Annotated in this window: 13 protein-coding genes; 3 read left to right on the top strand and 10 right to left on the bottom strand. The window is 44.9% G+C overall.

Annotated features, from left to right (window positions below; translation table 11 throughout):
* On the top strand, nucleotides 1-231 hold a 231-nt coding region (locus B3K91_RS00310), incomplete at its 5' end, for an ArsR/SmtB family transcription factor (RefSeq protein WP_292593793.1).
* Between the two features lie 13 nt (nucleotides 232-244).
* Here B3K91_RS00310 and B3K91_RS00305 read toward each other — a convergent pair.
* The 3 genes from B3K91_RS00305 to B3K91_RS00295 form a co-directional block, all read right to left on the bottom strand.
* A complete protein-coding gene (locus tag B3K91_RS00305; protein WP_243392193.1) occupies nucleotides 245-661 on the bottom strand; it encodes a hypothetical protein in 417 nt (138 codons plus the stop codon).
* Between the two features lie 59 nt (nucleotides 662-720).
* The gene (locus B3K91_RS00300) at nucleotides 721-1,680 is read right to left on the bottom strand and encodes a hypothetical protein (RefSeq protein ID WP_292592062.1); all 960 of its coding nucleotides are present in this window, start codon (nucleotides 1,678-1,680) and stop codon (nucleotides 721-723) included.
* 487 nt (nucleotides 1,681-2,167) lie between these two features.
* On the bottom strand, nucleotides 2,168-3,205 hold the full coding sequence (locus B3K91_RS00295; RefSeq protein WP_292592061.1) for an acyltransferase family protein: 1,038 nt from the start codon (nucleotides 3,203-3,205) through the stop codon (nucleotides 2,168-2,170).
* Between the two features lie 343 nt (nucleotides 3,206-3,548).
* Between B3K91_RS00295 and B3K91_RS00290 the strand changes: the two genes are divergently transcribed.
* The gene (locus B3K91_RS00290) at nucleotides 3,549-5,663 is read left to right on the top strand and encodes a hypothetical protein (protein ID WP_292593790.1); all 2,115 of its coding nucleotides are present in this window, start codon (nucleotides 3,549-3,551) and stop codon (nucleotides 5,661-5,663) included.
* 191 nt (nucleotides 5,664-5,854) lie between these two features.
* On the opposite strand, the gene hcp is transcribed toward B3K91_RS00290, so the two are convergent.
* Entirely contained in the window at nucleotides 5,855-7,513 is a 1,659-nt protein-coding gene (gene hcp / locus B3K91_RS00285; protein WP_292593788.1) for a hydroxylamine reductase, read from the bottom strand.
* A gap of 82 nt (nucleotides 7,514-7,595) precedes the next feature.
* A complete protein-coding gene (locus B3K91_RS00280) occupies nucleotides 7,596-8,375 on the bottom strand; it encodes a hypothetical protein (RefSeq protein WP_292592055.1) in 780 nt (259 codons plus the stop codon).
* A 160-nt stretch (nucleotides 8,376-8,535) separates the two neighbouring features.
* Here B3K91_RS00280 and B3K91_RS00275 point away from each other — a divergent pair, with 160 nt between their 5' ends.
* Nucleotides 8,536-9,045 carry a winged helix-turn-helix domain-containing protein gene (locus B3K91_RS00275; protein WP_292593786.1) on the top strand — a complete coding sequence of 170 codons (510 nt, stop codon included), beginning with the start codon at nucleotides 8,536-8,538 and terminating at the stop codon, nucleotides 9,043-9,045.
* 83 nt (nucleotides 9,046-9,128) lie between these two features.
* Here B3K91_RS00275 and B3K91_RS00270 read toward each other — a convergent pair whose 3' ends face one another.
* The 5 genes from B3K91_RS00270 to B3K91_RS00250 form a co-directional block, all read right to left on the bottom strand.
* Nucleotides 9,129-10,373: a hypothetical protein gene (locus B3K91_RS00270; protein WP_292592971.1), complete on the bottom strand. Its 1,245-nt coding sequence runs from the start codon at nucleotides 10,371-10,373 to the stop codon at nucleotides 9,129-9,131.
* Nucleotides 10,374-10,478: 105 nt separating this feature from the next.
* Nucleotides 10,479-11,108: a YkgJ family cysteine cluster protein gene (locus B3K91_RS00265; RefSeq protein WP_292592970.1), complete on the bottom strand. Its 630-nt coding sequence runs from the start codon at nucleotides 11,106-11,108 to the stop codon at nucleotides 10,479-10,481.
* Between the two features lie 568 nt (nucleotides 11,109-11,676).
* On the bottom strand, nucleotides 11,677-12,999 hold the full coding sequence (gene xylA, locus B3K91_RS00260) for a xylose isomerase (RefSeq protein WP_099828653.1): 1,323 nt from the start codon (nucleotides 12,997-12,999) through the stop codon (nucleotides 11,677-11,679).
* A 14-nt stretch (nucleotides 13,000-13,013) separates the two neighbouring features.
* On the bottom strand, nucleotides 13,014-14,489 hold the full coding sequence (gene xylB / locus B3K91_RS00255) for a xylulokinase (RefSeq protein ID WP_214061090.1): 1,476 nt from the start codon (nucleotides 14,487-14,489) through the stop codon (nucleotides 13,014-13,016).
* A 12-nt stretch (nucleotides 14,490-14,501) separates the two neighbouring features.
* On the bottom strand, nucleotides 14,502-15,674 hold the full coding sequence (locus tag B3K91_RS00250; protein ID WP_292589887.1) for an ROK family protein: 1,173 nt from the start codon (nucleotides 15,672-15,674) through the stop codon (nucleotides 14,502-14,504).
* Nucleotides 15,675-16,183: the final 509 nt, after the last annotated feature.

Genomic DNA, 16,183 nt, shown 5'->3' with positions numbered 1-16,183 from the left:
CTTGCTCATGAGAAAAGACTCGCCATAATTAGGCATCTATCGATGGGCCAATCTTCCGGACATGAGCTCGCAAGAGCGTTAGATCTTTCTGATTTCGAGATTGGAGAGCACATCGACTTCTTACGTGAAGCAGGTATGGTCAGCGTGGAGAAGATGAATCAAATGATGTATTTCTCTCTCAACAAGGAGGCTGCCGTCTTAAGATTGGTAGAGCTCTTGAAGGCTTTATAGAAGTTAATGAAGGTTAGGTGTTCTCTTCCAGTTTTCGATGAATCACCTCTATTTCAAGCAGGCGGAGCCTATTGAAAATCCTTTCGTCCTTCTTGTTTTTTAGGAGTTGAAGAGCGACTTTTGCGCCAATCGAAGCCAGACTTCCAAGTGTCTTTCCGGTCGTGTACCATTGCTTCAGCGGAGTCTCTTTAAGAATTATCTCAACGAGAGTCACTTCTTCCTCTTTCATAACTACACTGTGAGGCTCCAAACTTCTCTTCTGCATCTCGAGCTTCTTTTCCAGGTTTTCATATATCTTTCTTATACTTGACAGCGAGACCAAGCTCTCAACTGAATATTCGTTTGCTCTCTTAAGAGGAAGAGAGCTGTCGAAAATCTCGAGCGCGCCTTTAAGATCGTCTTTTTCGGGGATCTGACCTTTCCTTTCCATCTGGAAATCGAAGCGAGGCTGGATTCCAGTACTCTTGAGCCGAATCCTCTTCTCACCGCTCATATATCAAGAGTATCCTTTTCCGTCTCGGCCATGATTCTAGTTACTTCAAACTTCAGATCTTCATCTATCAACGAGAAAATATAACCGTAGACGTAATTGAAGTACTGCATAGTTGGACCATCGAAATAAGAGGTGTTCAGTGTTCCAATGTATTCTTTCAAGGTTACGGGGAGTGAACTCCCGCTTTTGGAAAGTTCCTTCTCATTCTCAGTGAACTCATCAAGGAGCTTCTTCAACCTCTCTATCGCTTTTCTGTTGTATCTGGAGTACCTTGCACTTCTCAGAGACTCAACCTTTTCTTCAGCCATTTTGTAAAAGCCGTTTTTCACATCTCTGTATCTTTCATTCTGGCTTTCATCGACCAGCGAGAGGTCCATACCCGTTTCAAGTCTTGCGGCATTGTTCATAGCATCCCTTATGGCCATCTCATCATTTGACGCTCTGATACCTTCCAGAATGTTCTCGAGCTCTTTCAAAATCTCTTCATTTCTCTCCCGCTGTCTTCTCTCGATCTCAAGATCTCTTTCCTTTCTTAAAGAGTAAAACTCTTCCTGTGCCTGTACCAGTCGCTTCGAATACTCAGTTAGAAGCGATATGGAGTCTGTGCCGGAAGCCGCTCCAAATTCCTTTATGATGCTTTCCCCACGCGTGAATATTTCCTCTACTTCTTTCTCTGTCTGGGCCGTCTTGAGATCTGTGAAGACTTTGTCCATTGCAAGCCTGAAAAACTCTATGTTATTAGGAAACTTACTGGTGGCTGCACTCAATACCAACCTACTCTCGAAATCCTGTTTCCCCTGCTGAAGCTCTTTCAAACGTTGTAGAAACTCGTCGGGACCAGGGTCTTTCCTGAACTTAAACTCATAAGGTCCAAGGAATATACCCCCCTCTCTCAGGATAAGCCTATAAGCAACATAGCCTAACAAAACAGCAATAATGATCAGTAACGCAGTCATAGGAATCCCTCCCGAAACACGCCTTCAAATAGGATGATACCATTTTTTGATAGTCACCGGACAGAGGGCGATATGCAGAGTAAAGTTTTACGGTTGGATCAACAAATAGTATAAGAGCTAGAATCACCTTTTCTAAACAGGACTCTCTTCGAAAGCACTCTCAGATTCTCTGAAAGCTCGACCTCCAATAGTCTAGTTATTGGCTAGGAATAACAGAACAACAGTCACCGAAATGTATTCGCTACGAGTGGATTCCGTTTGGTGGAGAATCTCTTTTATTTATAAAGCATTCCCAGCGATCATCTGTTATCATTCAGACTGAACAAACTAAAGGAAATAGCCCTTAAAGGAACATGAACTTTCCCGTCTTCTACAACGGAATCTGATGTGCACAGCGGCCCTCTATGTGTTATCAAATAAGTCTCGAAAGCTGCAAGTCGAAACTGACTCTTCGCATACTCTGAGGCAATTCATCTCATCATTCTCACTAAACTAATTCTGTGAAAAGACTCCTGCGTTTCACCAGGAAGGTGCCTGACATAATCATCATAGCCGGTTTGGGGATTAATCTGATCATCAGATAGATCAGAGCCATGTTCATAAACCAGTATATATACCAAAACTTTTGCATGATCTCAATCGGATTCCCGAACACATCGAATATGGGATAGACGAGAAAACCTGCGGCTATGTGATAACCTAGTATGAAAAGAGTATGTTTGCCAAAGAGAGAGAGGATAGACCTCGCAAGCTTGACCTTCTCAAGAATCTGAGCTAGACCGCATACAGCTATTATCCCAACCAGTGCAGCAATTACGTATAGAAGAGGTGACGAGCCGAAGTAGTCTTCCATCAGATAGACTTCGTTAGAAAAAGCAGCTGTTGAAACGAATAATGCACATGCAGTTACCGTAAGGAGAAGAGGGATTCTTTTTGAAGAAAGTCCCAATGACTTCACCACTTTACCAACGGCAAAATATGGAAGCACGGCAAGCGCAACATCAATTTTGAAGGGCAGAGCCCCGTAGAAGAAGAACATCGACACGAAACCCAGAACAATTCCAATCGGTAGAATATTCAGCTTCTTCAGAACTGAATAGTAGATCTCCGTGACGAAAACGGCAGGAACAAACCATAATGGAATGATGTTCAGTGGAATTATCCCCACGGCAGTACGAACGGTCAGAACATTCACCAAAACTGAGCCAATGGAGAAATTTAGTTCTTCTCGCGTCACCAGCAGTTTGACGATCAGCCAGATTAGTATGTTGAACCCGGCCATTGTGTAGTAAGGCACCATTAGCTGCTTAAGCCTCTTCTTTACGCCCTTCCTAATTGGCAGTTCCTTTGAGAAAAGACCGGAAAGAAAGAAGAAGGTGCAGGCCGCCGGGTTTATTAGATTAGCAACTAACTGAGGGGGGAGAGTGTGATACATAATCACCAGTGCCATAAGAAAACCCCTGGCAACATCAATCCAGACGATACGTTCGCCGCTTAGTGCAAATTCTGCTGGTTGTTTATTCAAGAGCGACACACTCCGCTGAAAATCTCACTGACAGTATATCACAGGTGAAAGAGGCTTGGTTAATCATTTGGTGGCAATGGTAAAATGCAGACAGTGGTGACGTGTGAAAAAATATCAGTACTTCAAACCGAAATATGCTCGAAAATTAGCTGTTTCTTAGGGTGTTTGTCTCCGATAGACTGTGTTTGGAAGTTTCGATTAGTAGAGTGCTGAATTATATGGCTCACGTTGTTATACTTAACATTATAGGGAAGTGAAACACATTGGGTCCCGAAGCAAATGGAAGTACAGTCTGTTTGAAGGAATTCGCTGGCCAAGCGGCCGTCTGGCAGGAGGTATGCTTATGAAAAAAGTTCTTATCTTTCTAATTGTCTTGATCTCGGTAGTTACCCTGGCCCAAGAATATGATGAGTTGTTCAACAGTCTCTTGTCAAGGAGTGATGACTTCGTTTCATTCTCTGGAGCCGGCTTTGATGCGAGATTCGTTCCTGCTTATGCTGCTACCGACTCCGAATCAAAGGTTATCGGCGATCAGAATCTGCTGGGCATACTAATCATCAGATCTACGAGAGTGATGGACTTAGAAGTGAACAACGTTGCGATAATTGACAGCGAAAGCGAAGAGAGAGTCCCTTATCAAATCTACAAAGTTGAAGATCTCTCCGTGCCCTTGCAGTTACCCTTTTCCCTTCCATCTGGTGGAGTTCTGGTATTGACTTCAAAATCAGAAGTTCAGGACTACCTTATGGACATAAGAATACAACAGATTCTTCTCCCGTGGAGAGTGAAGACCACAGAACCTGGAAAGATAGTCGAGATGGCACCCGTAACCCTTGATGAAACGACGCCGGAAGTTGACGTCCAGGAGACATTTGATTACGATTCAATAGTTGAAGGCATGGCCGATCTTAACGACAGACTCAACTTCCTTCAGGACAACGTCGAAGGACTGAACCTACAGTTCAGGAGGCTAAACACATTATTTCTGGATACTCAAGTCGCGCTGGCAGAATACAAAGCAGCGGTTGACAGGGGAGCTTTCGACATTGAAGAATTCGCAGTATCGATAGAAAACAGGCTTGTTTCTCTCGAAGATGCGGTTGTCGATAATCCTGTGCTTAGAATTGAGTTCGAAGAACTCAGTGATTCGCTCGAACGACTCTATTTATCACTTGTAGAATGGAGTGACGAGATTTCTAGAATAGAAACGCTTGCAGCATCACAAAGCCATCTTAACGACAGAGTGAATAGCCTTCAGGACTCGATTGAGGATGTGAGAGCCTCTGCAGCAGAACAGACCGACTCTGCAGTTATTCTATCCATAAACGAGAAAATTGATGAGATCTCCGAAGTCTTGTCAGCAATGAAATATGGATTTGAAGAACTGGAAAACTCTGTTGAAAAACACTCGGGCGAAATAGAATCAATCCACGAAAGATTAGTAATGGAGTTGGATATTCTGGATAATCGATTTGAGGTTGTTGAAACAATGTTTGAGTCCAACACCGAAGCCATCCTGAATAATAGTGAGCTTCTGAATGAAGTGGCTTTGGAACTCGATGGATTGTCAAAACACGTTTCAGAGATTTCTCTAGCTCAGATGGAAAGAGTTAGTTCATTATCTGAGACTCTCTTGTATATCGAAGAGAGAGTATCGGCTACTGAACTGTCGCTAGCTGCTCTAGAAGAGATAAGAGCTAGACTAACCGCTTCAGAATCAACTGCCAAAACTCTCTCTAATAGAATTGATACTCTCGAGGAACATCGTTCTTCAATCGAAGGTACTTTGGAGGTTCTTGAGGAAAAGATTGAAGATCTCGAAATCGGTGTATTTGGAACCGGAGCAATAAACTTCGCTGAACTCGAAACCGAGATACTTGAACTCCGCGGAATAGTCGACAGTTTGTCTAGGGGATTCGTGAGATTCAACTCAGATTTGATAAGTCTCGGAGAATCGATTCCGCCTGCAGGAGTATCTGTAGAGGTTTTTGGAGAAGCATACGATGAGTTGACCGGGAGTATTGGAGAACTAAACTCTGAGCTCTCGGACGTAAGAACCCTTTTGGTTGACCTTGATCGTTCGATAGAACTTCTCGAAGAATCTCTGGGAGTTGTATCCGTAGATCTCGACAGTATGAAGGGGAATTTTGATGGCTCGGTTGCTGCAATAGATAGTAATCTGAAGGCAATTCAACGGCTCCAGAATGATCTATCCAAAACGAAGGAAGAGCTAGCCGCAACCGCGCAGGAACTCAGGAGTCTGTCATCGGAACTGACGGCGGTAATTGTTACCAGGGATGAGATCACTGAAATAACTGAAGAGGCAGTTAAGCGAGTTGGAGAAGAAACAGCGCGCGAGATCGCATCACTGAAAAGGACGAATAATATCTGGTTGACGGTAGCTGTTATCTCGTCGCTTGCAGCGCTTGTTCTGGGAATAATAAACATACTCCCTTAATTGACATCATGTTTCCATAGGACGAGAGTGGCTCGGGAGGGGGAGACCCAAGTTACCAAGGTGATCGGTTCCGTCCCACACTTCGTTGGGTCCGACAAAGCCGGGCACTTAGCGGTGCCCGGCTTGGGAGATATTGAGCCTAATCTTACTCAAGACTTGTTATTGATGGTTCTTCTTTATCTTGCCACAGACTAACCAACAATAGCTTTGAGATCCTCTTCCGCCGTCGTAATTGGTTTTATATCAAAGTTATCCACAAGAACCTTGAGAACGTTAGGTGATACGAATGCGGGAAGAATCGGTCCAAGACGTATTCCCTTCACTCCCATGTAGAGAAGTGCGAGAAGAACGGCAACCGCCTTCTGCTCATACCAAGCGATATCGTACTCTATCGGCAGATCGTTTATGTCATCAAGTCCAAAGGCATCTTTGAGCTTGAGAGCCGTCACCACTAGTGAGTACGAGTCATTACACTGGCCCGCATCTACAACTCTCGGTATACCACCGATATCGCCAAGATCAAGCATATTATATCTGTACTTTGCACAACCTGCAGTCAGGATAACCATATTGTCAGGCAGTTTCTCGGCGAGTTCAGTATAATACTCGCGTTCTTTCGAGTGACCGTCACAGCCACCCATTACCACGAATTTCGTTATCGCCCCCGACTTGACCGCGTCGATTATCTTATCCGACACTTTGGAAAGCTGATCATGAGCAAGACCCACAACAATAGTCTTACCTGGTCTGGCACCTATATCACCGATTTTGAGAGCCTCTTCTATGATCCGCGAAAAGTCCTTCTGCTTACCATCCATCCTGTTAGGGATATGTGCAACGCCCGGCCAACCGACAAGGCCCGTTGTGAATATTCTCTCCTTGTAAGAGTCCCTCGGTTTCTGAATGCAGTTCGTGGTCATTAGAATAGGACCTCCAAACTCTTCAAATTCCTTCTGCTGATTGTACCAGGATGTACCGAAATTCCCCTTTAGGTGATTGAACTTCTTAAGGTTCGGATAGGCATTTGCAGGGAGCATTTCGCCATGAGTGTAGACGTTTATTCCCTTTCCTTCGGTCTGCTTCAGGAGTTCTTCGAGATCCAGGAGATCATGTCCGCTCACCAGAATTCCAGGTCCCTCAAGTGTTCCCGTATATACGGAAGTTATTTCGGGATTCCCGTAGCTTGTCGTATTCGCTTCATCCAGCAAGGCCATAGCCTTCACCGCATACTCTCCTGCTCTTAAAACAAGGGACACATAGTCGTCGGCACTTAGCGAATCGTCGAGACAGGCCGCCATTCCTTCCTGAAGAAAATCAAGGATCGAACTTTCCGAGTGTTTCAAAATGTACGCGTGATCAGTGTAAGCGGCGATTCCCTTAAGTCCGTAAGTAAGAAGCTCCCTGAGTGAGCGGATGTCTTCATCTCTTGTATCCATAACGCCAACTTCGGCACCTTTCATTTCGTAAACATCAAGCCCACCGGAGACTCTCCAGGTGCAGGCTTCTGGAACTTCTCCGTCAAACTCCTTATCATGTACTCTCTTGAATGATTCTCTGAACATCACTTCGATCCTGTCTCTTGCGGCCAGAGCCTTATCGATCTTCTTACCAAGACTCACAGGATCGAAGTCGACATTTGTTATTGTTGTGAACAGTCCTTCAGCGATGTGGAGGCCTGTGTCGGAATCGTTTATCCCGACTTCTCTCGCTTTCACTCCCCAAAACGAAGTTCCTTTTAGAATCCAGATGAGAAGATCTTGAAGATTTGCCACTTCCGGCTCTTTTCCACAAACACCTTTGACGGTGCACCCTGTTCCCTTCATCGTTTCTGAACACTGAAAACAGAACAAGTGAATCCCTCCTTCGCTATCATAACTATCTTACATCCGCTGTGAGGGCTGTATCGGTAACATATGTTACACATCATCCGAATCAATAGTATATGAACTCTCTTGAGTAAATGAACTCCTCAGGAGGATTGGAGCCATCTTGAAATTCCGTTCTTCTAAGCTCACGGGTGGGGTTGCCGTTTTCGTCTCTCAGAAGTATGTCAACCCTCGTTCGGTATTCAGTGGCGTGTTCCATGCCTTCTTTTCTGATTCTTACTATGGTAGTCTCGCTCTTGAGGAATCCGTTCAGATCATAAGTGAATCTACTCTCAACGACTATATTGACATCCGTACCAAGGTCTTCAACGTTCTCTCTAACAATGGAATAACTCTTTGTCTTTCTTCCGCTGTCGTCGAAGTAGAGAGTGTTGGTTGAAGACCCTGTTTCCGTTGATATGGAAAAGGAAAGCGTTCTTTCGACCAAATCCAACCAGTAACAAGTTCTCTCAAGTTCATTCCCAGTGCCGTCAAAGGCAATGGCTTCATAGAATTCATCGTCATAGATGACTTCAACCGTCTGGAAGACCTCACCTTCATCGTCTAAGAATTCCTTCCTGACGAGCCTGTCAAACTCGTCATAAACGTAGATGATCTTCATACTACTTCTTTCACTGGCGATCAGCAAACCCGACTCGCTAAAAGAAAGCGTCTCGGGTTCCGAAACCAGTAACTGGGCACCTAACCTGGCGATTTCGACTCTGACACTCTTCAGATCTCCAACGAAACCGAATTGTTCTGCAGTCAATTCCTCTTCCATGAAGACTGCTGATAGTGCAGTAAGTACGACAAAGGTTGAAATGAAAATCAGTAATGCTTTTTTCATGCTTCTCTCCTCGCTTTGCTCTTTGACCTATGCTAATCATATCAAATTACTGGCAAAAGGATATCGTCAAACGCTCAAACTCAATAACACTCCGCTCTATCTTCCCAATTCTGATATACTGAGTATGAAAACAAAGACGCTTCTGTTGGGGGGACCTAAGGTGAATTTCAAAGAACTCTCTGAAGCAAGTGGAATAAAATACGAAACGGTGAGGAACTACGTTAAGGTCCTCATTGAAGAAGGACTGATTGATGAAGTCAATGAGGAAGTGGTTGAAGTCGTCAAGAAGATGCCCAGTTTCACTTCGCAAGGTCTGACAGTTGTTGAAGCCGCGCACAGGGCTACAGGAAAAGCGGACTCCAAAAGTTCTCTCTCCGAAGAAGTATCCGAACTTCGAGAAAGAGTTCACACCCTTCAAGAGGAGAACGAACAGCTTAGGAGAGAGCTTCAGGAAGAGAGGTCTCTCACTAACTATCTGAAAGAGAACCTAGCATCCTTTGAGGATCACACTAAGAACTCTTCTGGAATTACAGTTTACGGAAAAGAAGCAAGTACAGCTGCGGATGCTCTTAAGAGCGCTATAAAGTCTGCCGGAAGCGGTTTTTTACAATTCCTACAGTGGCTTTTCGACACCGAAGAGAAAGAAACTGCCGAGAGAACTGACCAGTAACTGACTAACTTCCCTTGAAAGTAAACCAAAAAGACAGGCGCACCTGAGAAGGGGCGCCTGTCGAATCGTCATTTGCAAACGAACTAGAAGTCTAGCGTTGCGAGAATTCCGGTGTACCATTTAGCCCAGTTTTCTGCATCCTGCGAATCGGCGAGTCCAACCAAAGCAAAGTACTCTCCTGGACCGAACACTTCGGCATCAACAGATTCGGAGAACAGTGCTATCCAGCAGAGTTGTCCAGAGAAGTCCAGAGCGAAAACGTTTACTGTTGACTCCCGACCGATATTTCCAGAATAGCTATCAACTACCTCGAAATTACCAAATCCACCAAGATACTCATAAACGAGCTCATTAAGTACGCCTTCAGTACTTGTAGGTTCGTCTGTCTCACCGACAAAAAGCTTGCCGACAATAGTTCCACGCAATCCTAAATCGGCTACCTCAAAATAGTCGGAAAGGTAAAACTGCACTGAGAATTCTGGCGGCATCAAGAATCCGAAATAGTCGCCTTCAACCTCTAGCCAGTCATCAATATTGATATCAATATCATCTTCTTTGAGAAGTGAGTCGATCATCTTGACGAAAAGATCTGTATGTTCACTCTTTTCCAATTCAGGAACAACTACTTCTTCTTCCAATTCTTCTTCCACATCGATAAAGCTTCCGACGATTTTGGAAATGATTTCCTTCGCCATTTCGAGTTCTGAACCTTGGTAATTCGCGAGCTCGAAAACGAACATCGTTACCGGTCCCGGTTCCGTCACATCCAGTTCCTCAGATGGATAGTACACGGCAATGAATGGATACTCTGCTTCCGGTCTCACCTTTAATGATGCAAGATAAGCAACGAGCCCGCTCTCAAGTTCTACTGTCTCTTCATATGCCCTGTCAGTCGAAGCGCTCTCGCCATAAAGAGAAGCGACCACCGCCTCAACCAACTCTTCACGCTCATAAGACTCAAGCTGATAGAAGAAGAGCCTACCGAACAAAGCGTTGTCTTCATCGAAGATTTGAGCGTCGTAGTTCAAACCCATCTTCTCCTGGAAGATCGAGTAACTATCGGGTATCATTATTTTCGAAGTGCCAATTGTCTCGGTCTTCCACGCAGGATCATCCGGGCCTTTCCACCCTTCTCTGAAGGTTACCAGTAGTGAATCTACAGTTCTTAGAGTAAGAGCAGGCAACCCTTCCGGAGCGGGAGGAACCGCCTCCAAATCAGTAGCTTCGATGGTTTCTGTAGGCTCGGGAGTAAGAGTCCTCAATCCGAGCTGTGCAGAAAGGGTAGCAGCAACAAGAATCATCACAAAAATAATGAACAGTCTTTTCATACGTGCGCCTCCTCTTTCTTTGAGTCTCAAACGCAAAGACTTCTTAGAAGAATTCTACTACCAGAGCTTGGTTTATGATACTCAAATCGGGACCCTAATACGAACTTACGCCGTTCTGTCGAAACCTTTTGTCGTGTAGTCAACTCTCATGCCCACATACTCAAGCGCTCTTCTCAGAGCCACGTTAATTGAATAAGTCCTTGTTCCCATATAAGGATCAACTCCCTGAATACGACTGGAGAACTCGGAAAATACTGGAATTCGCGACCCTTCAGAAATCCTTTCAAGTAGCTTGCTGACACATTCTGGACAGTTTGTCTTCAAAAGCCTGCATATCGCCGGAACTACCTTACCGAACTTGTCCATTACACCTGAAAAACCAAACATCCTGCATAGCAGTGGCCTGTATCTGTATTCTGTGCATCCGCCTTCCTTGCTCAATTCTGGTGAGCTCTCAAAAAGAATACAACTATCGTCGTCCAAAACGGTCTCCAATGTCGAAAGAAACAGCTCGGCTCTACCCTCATTCCAGAGTTTCAAAGAAAGCGGAAGAAATTCGGTGATTGTTACCTGAATAGCATCGTCGCGAGTTCTACAGCATTCTCTGCAGGAGGGGGGGCATCTTAAGCCGGTTTCGATCCGGATTTGATTTGTTAGCTCTTCAACTGAATCAAACAGCTCCTGTACTTCGAGTGCCTTTCCATATAAGTCTTTGAACGACAGATCGATTATCAATGACGTTCCTCCTCCAGACACGCTGGAGAAATCTTCTCACCTCTAGCAGCGCAAATCAATCCTTCACAAGTAAATTCTGCATGGAGTTATCGCGAGTGTGTGATGACAAAACTATCACAAAGAGGCAGTTATACTTCCTAAGCAAGGCGCTTGTTCTGTACTTTCTCGTGAGAGCTTTGTTGGCATTTCGCTTGCTAAACTGCCTGTATCAACGTCGATCTGGAATGGTTGGAAGATCCGCATCTGCCGAGATTACGGAAAGACGAAGATATGAGTTTCAACCTAAGAAGAGCTGAACTAATCGAAACACAAAAGATGTGGCTGTTGCGGTTTTCCTCTTTGACAGAATCTGTGGGCATTTAAAAGTACTTTGTGTATGCTTGCTTGCGCCGGCTGATTCACGTCAACGCCCGCGAATCATTCTCACGCGTGAACCTTTTATAGAACTGAAATTCGGATCTGGAGCAACGCGCACTGACATCTCTAGAAACTCAGCGGGTTCCTCTACATTCCGAAAGGAGAGCAGCCTCAAGCAGCTGCTCTCCAAGATTGCTAAGGAGTTCTCCAATTATCTACCTGCAGAAACGATCGACCAGTTGACTAATCTTTCGAGATACTCCTGTCTAGAAGGCTCCGGAAGGGGACTCTCTTTATCTATGATGTATTCTTCAAGCGACTTGAAGCTGGCTCTACCTTCTTCAATCTCCTTTCCTATTCCTGAATCGAAGCTTCTGTATCTTTCTTTCAAGAGGTCTTCCAGCGTGCCCTCCTGCAAGAGTTTGGCGGCGGCCTTCAGTCCCAGAGCGAATGTATCCATACCAGCTATATGGCTTGAAAAGAGATCTTTCTCTTCATAAGAACCCCTTCTCACTTTAGCATCGAAGTTCAAACCACCGGGATTGAGACCCCCGTTCTTGATTATCTCGTACATTCCTAGTGTTGTGGAGTAGACATCTGTCGGAAACTGGTCCGTATCCCATCCTAGAAGCAAGTCTCCCTGGTTTGCATCAACACTTCCAAGAAGACCATTGATCCTGGCAAATCTCAGTTCATGCTGAAAGTCATGTCCGGCAAGGGTTGCGTGATTGGCCTCAACATTGAACTTGAAGTGCTCTTCAAGACCGTACTTTCTCAGGAAAGACAATGCATTTGCCACATCGAAATCGTACTGGTGCTTCGTAGGTTCCATGGGTTTCGGTTCTATCAGGAATTGGCCTTCGAACCCAATTTCCTTCGCATAATCTACAGCCATGTGGAAGAATCTGGCAAGATTTTCTATCTCTAGACTCATATTGGTGTTAAGAAGAGTTTCATACCCTTCTCTTCCTCCCCAGAATACGTAGTTTTTACCGCCCAGCTCTTTTGTAACTTCAATCGCTTTCTTCACCTGAGCAGCAGCATAGGCATAGACATCCGCATCGCAAGATGTGGCAGCCCCATGCATGAATCTCGGGTGCGCAAACAAGTTTGCCGTTCCCCAAAGTATTCCGACGTTGCTTGTTTTTAGATGATCGGAAATATGTCTCACTATCTCATCGAGATTGTTGTTTGTCTGCCGCAGAGTATTTCCCTCAGGGGCAATATCTCGATCATGAAAACAGAAGTAGTCAATGCTTAGCTTTTCGCAGAACTCAAACGCTGCATCGACCTTAAGCTTTGCCAGAGTCATAGGATCCTTAACGCTGTCCCAGCTTCTTCTCGCTGTCGGCTGACCGAACATGTCTAGTCCATCACCCTTGAAGGTATGCCAGAAAGCCACAGCAAATCTCAGATACTCTCTCATAGTGGTCCCCATGATTGTCTCTTCAGGGTTGTAGAAACTGAACGCAAGCGGGTCGCGATTATCCGGCCCTTTGTACTGAATTCTCTCTATCTTGTCGAAAATGCTCATTGCAGTCCCTCCTTTCAGTTGACAATTTCCTGCTGCAAGCGGCTAATCTCTCCGAAACGTTCTTTCATGCTAATATATAGATCCTTGTATATCCTGAATACCCTGTCGTATACACTCTTCGCGTTTTCGTTTGGTCTGTATTCTCTCTTCATCTTTATCCACGATGAAGAATCCAGACCCAATGCCTTAGAAGCAAGGCGAGCAGAACCGTACGCGGGACCTTCATCGACTTCGGGAAGCCAAATCGTCTTCCCAAGGTTATCTGCCACTATCTGGCACCAAGTATCGCTTCTCGAACCTCCCCCGACGATTCTCACATCATTCATGTCTGATCCTAGGCCCTCAATCAGCTCAGCCCCTTCTCTCAAGGCATAAACCACACCCTCGTAGATGCTTCTGAAAATATCCCCCTTGCTGTGGAAGGATGACAAGCCGAATATGGTACCTCTTGCATTCGGATCACGATGAGGAGTCCGATCGCCGTTCAGGTATGGAAGAAACACAACTCCGTTCGAACCCGCTGGCGCATTTTTTACTAGATTCTCCAAAGCATCGAAAGAGAGGCCCGCACCAAACCTCTCTTTGAACCAGTTTAAGGAGTTTGTCGCGGACAAGATCACGGCCATATGATAGAAGTCATTGCCGGTAACATGCCGGAAGAGATGAACCGCACCTTTGGGGTCGGGTCTTCCCTTCCTAGTCAGTGCAACAACAGTTCCAGAGGTACCGATACTGACCATTGCGTCACCCGGATTCTCGACACCGCATCCGTAAGCCGATGCCGCGTTGTCGGCACCACCTACTACAACGGGAACGTTTCTCAGCTCAGGAAGCGAAGCGCTCGTTACCGTTCCCGCTATCTTGCCCGATTCGATCAGCTCCGGACTTGCTGACTCCTCAATACCTACGATCTCCATAATACTTCTGTCGAAGCCGCCTTCAAGATCGAGCATAGAAGTACCGGAAGCATCTGAGAAATCAGTCACAGATCTTTCCGTGAGTTTGAAGACTATGTAGTCCTTTGGCAACATCCACTTACGTATCTTCCTGAACTTATCGGGCTCGTTTTCTGCAAGCCAGAGGATCTTGGGAAGCGTGAACCCTGTCAACACAGGATTTCCAAATCTCTCAACGATCTTTTTCTCCCCGCCATACAACTCGGTAATTGTTTCACACTGTCTTTCAGTTCTCTGATCACACCAGAGAATCGCCGGATACACAACGTCTCCATCTTCATCTAATGCGACAAATGAATGCATCTGTCCGCTGATTGATATCGCATCGGGAATAACTCTGTTTCTTTGAACTAAATCCTTTAAGACGACTTCGGCTGCATTCCACCAGATCTCGGGGTTTTGTTGAGCCCAGCCCGGCCTCGGCGTCTCCATTGAGATCTCCTCCGTGGAAGAAGCGATAATCCTCCCATTTTCGTCGACCGCTATTCCCTTCACAGAGTTTGTTCCTATGTCTATTCCTAAGAAAATGCTCATAGTCGTACTCCTTTAAACAAAATCGATGGTCTTCTTATCAATTATGTGAAGAGCCGCCCCAATCATCTTGGAACTTGCTCTTCCCTTTTCGTGAAGTACGCTTCTTATGACTCTTATGTTCTGTCCGGTGGCGTATAGAACCCTTGAATTGACCAGATCAACAAGGTTGCGCAAAGATCTTTCGGGAAGCATTGACGCGACGCCGCCCAAAACGACAACTTCGGGATCGAGTGAATTAACTATGTTGATTATCCCTACACCCAGGCTTCTTTCAACCTCCTCAAGAAGGTACTTATATTCTGGATCTGACGAACTCAACACACCTAGATACTTCTCGTTGTTACTACTTCCTCTCAGAGCAAATCCCATCTCTTCTGCCCGACCAACTATTGCTTCGGTAGAAGCTATAGTCTCCCAGCAACCAAAGTTTCCACAATAACATTGCTTCCCATCTGTCTGAACCGTCATGTGCCCCAATTCGCCTGCAGAGTAGTCCCGGCCTCTATAAATCTGCCCGTCGAACATTATCCCGCACCCGATTCCCTCTGACACATATACAAAAACGATATCTCCTGCATTTGCAAGAGCGGGGTTATTCCACTTCTCGGCAATCAAAGAGAGATTTGCTTCATTGTCAAGAAATACAGGGTAGCGTCTGGATAGCCTTTCTTTGAGCACAAGATCTTTCCAGTTCAGATGAGGAACGTATACTATTCTTGAGTTCTCAACATCGACAATTCCAGGGACTGATACGGAGTAACCGAGAAATCTATACTTAGGGATATTTTTGGAAATTACCGAAACCTTCTCGGCAAGAATTTTCATGAACTCAGAGAAATCGGGAGGTGTTCTGAATTTGCTCATGACCGAAACAGACCCATCGAAGAATCCTTTACCTACTGTAGTCTCTTCGACGCCAATATCTATTACAATAGACATGAAGGCCTTTCTGTTGAGGCGAAGAACGATGGCCTTTCTTCCAATACGACCGGTCTCCTCCGCTCTTACTTCTTCACAGAGCCCAACAGACAAAAAGTCCTTTATTATTTTTGTTATGGTACTGGGGTTCAGACCCGATGCAATTGCAAGGTCTCGTCTAGTTGTGACAGGACTCTTCCTCAACAAATGAAGAATCAGCTTTCTATTAGATCTTCCAATGTTTTCTGAATCCAGCTTCTTTCCCACCAAGGCGAAATCCCCCTTTCTACTCTAGCTTACTACCTAATACAGATTAGAATAAATCTCAACAGGAGCATTTAGAGGCGGTTGTTAAGGAATATCACTCTTAACTTGTCTTTTCCTAATTTATTTATTGCCGCAAAAAAATGAAAGAGTTTTTCACTGTTGGTATCCTCTGATAGTTCTTATTTCACTGCTTGAGAACAATTCAACCTTATTGCATGACAATTCTAACAGAGGGAAAGGATGAAGACAGAGAAAAGAACCATGTTTGATTAAGGATAAATAATCAAAAACAATCGGCTGAGCATTCTCATTCCAGTGCTTATTTCTCTATCGGTAACTGCCTCAATAATTCACTTGGATGATCAGCCAAAGGTTGTCAGATTAGTTGAGAAGGATCCATGAATGCCATTCCGCAGAAACATCTTTCTTTACCTTCTTCCCAAACCTTCGTTGTATTCAGCCAAGAATGCGTTCAAATTCCTGTATGAATCTTTATAACCTTCTTTAAC

This window comes from Mesotoga sp. UBA5847 (assembly GCF_002432735.1).
In the GTDB taxonomy this organism is placed as follows: Bacteria; Thermotogota; Thermotogae; order Petrotogales; family Kosmotogaceae; genus Mesotoga.
This window is presented reverse-complemented; position numbering and strand designations above follow the sequence as displayed.

Bases quoted from the DNA above. Each gene is read 5' to 3' on its own strand.
- B3K91_RS00305 (WP_243392193.1), bottom strand. From the start codon at position 661: ATGGAAAGGAAAGGTCAGATCCCCGAAAAAGACGATCTTAAAGGCGCG.
- B3K91_RS00300 (WP_292592062.1), bottom strand. From the start codon at position 1,680: ATGACTGCGTTACTGATCATTATTGCTGTTTTGTTAGGCTATGTTGCT.
- B3K91_RS00290 (WP_292593790.1), top strand. From the start codon at position 3,549: ATGAAAAAAGTTCTTATCTTTCTAATTGTCTTGATCTCGGTAGTTACC.
- B3K91_RS00280 (WP_292592055.1), bottom strand. From the start codon at position 8,375: ATGAAAAAAGCATTACTGATTTTCATTTCAACCTTTGTCGTACTTACT.
- B3K91_RS00270 (WP_292592971.1), bottom strand. From the start codon at position 10,373: ATGAAAAGACTGTTCATTATTTTTGTGATGATTCTTGTTGCTGCTACC.
- xylA (WP_099828653.1), bottom strand. From the start codon at position 12,999: ATGAGCATTTTCGACAAGATAGAGAGAATTCAGTACAAAGGGCCGGAT.
- xylB (WP_214061090.1), bottom strand. From the start codon at position 14,489: ATGAGCATTTTCTTAGGAATAGACATAGGAACAAACTCTGTGAAGGGA.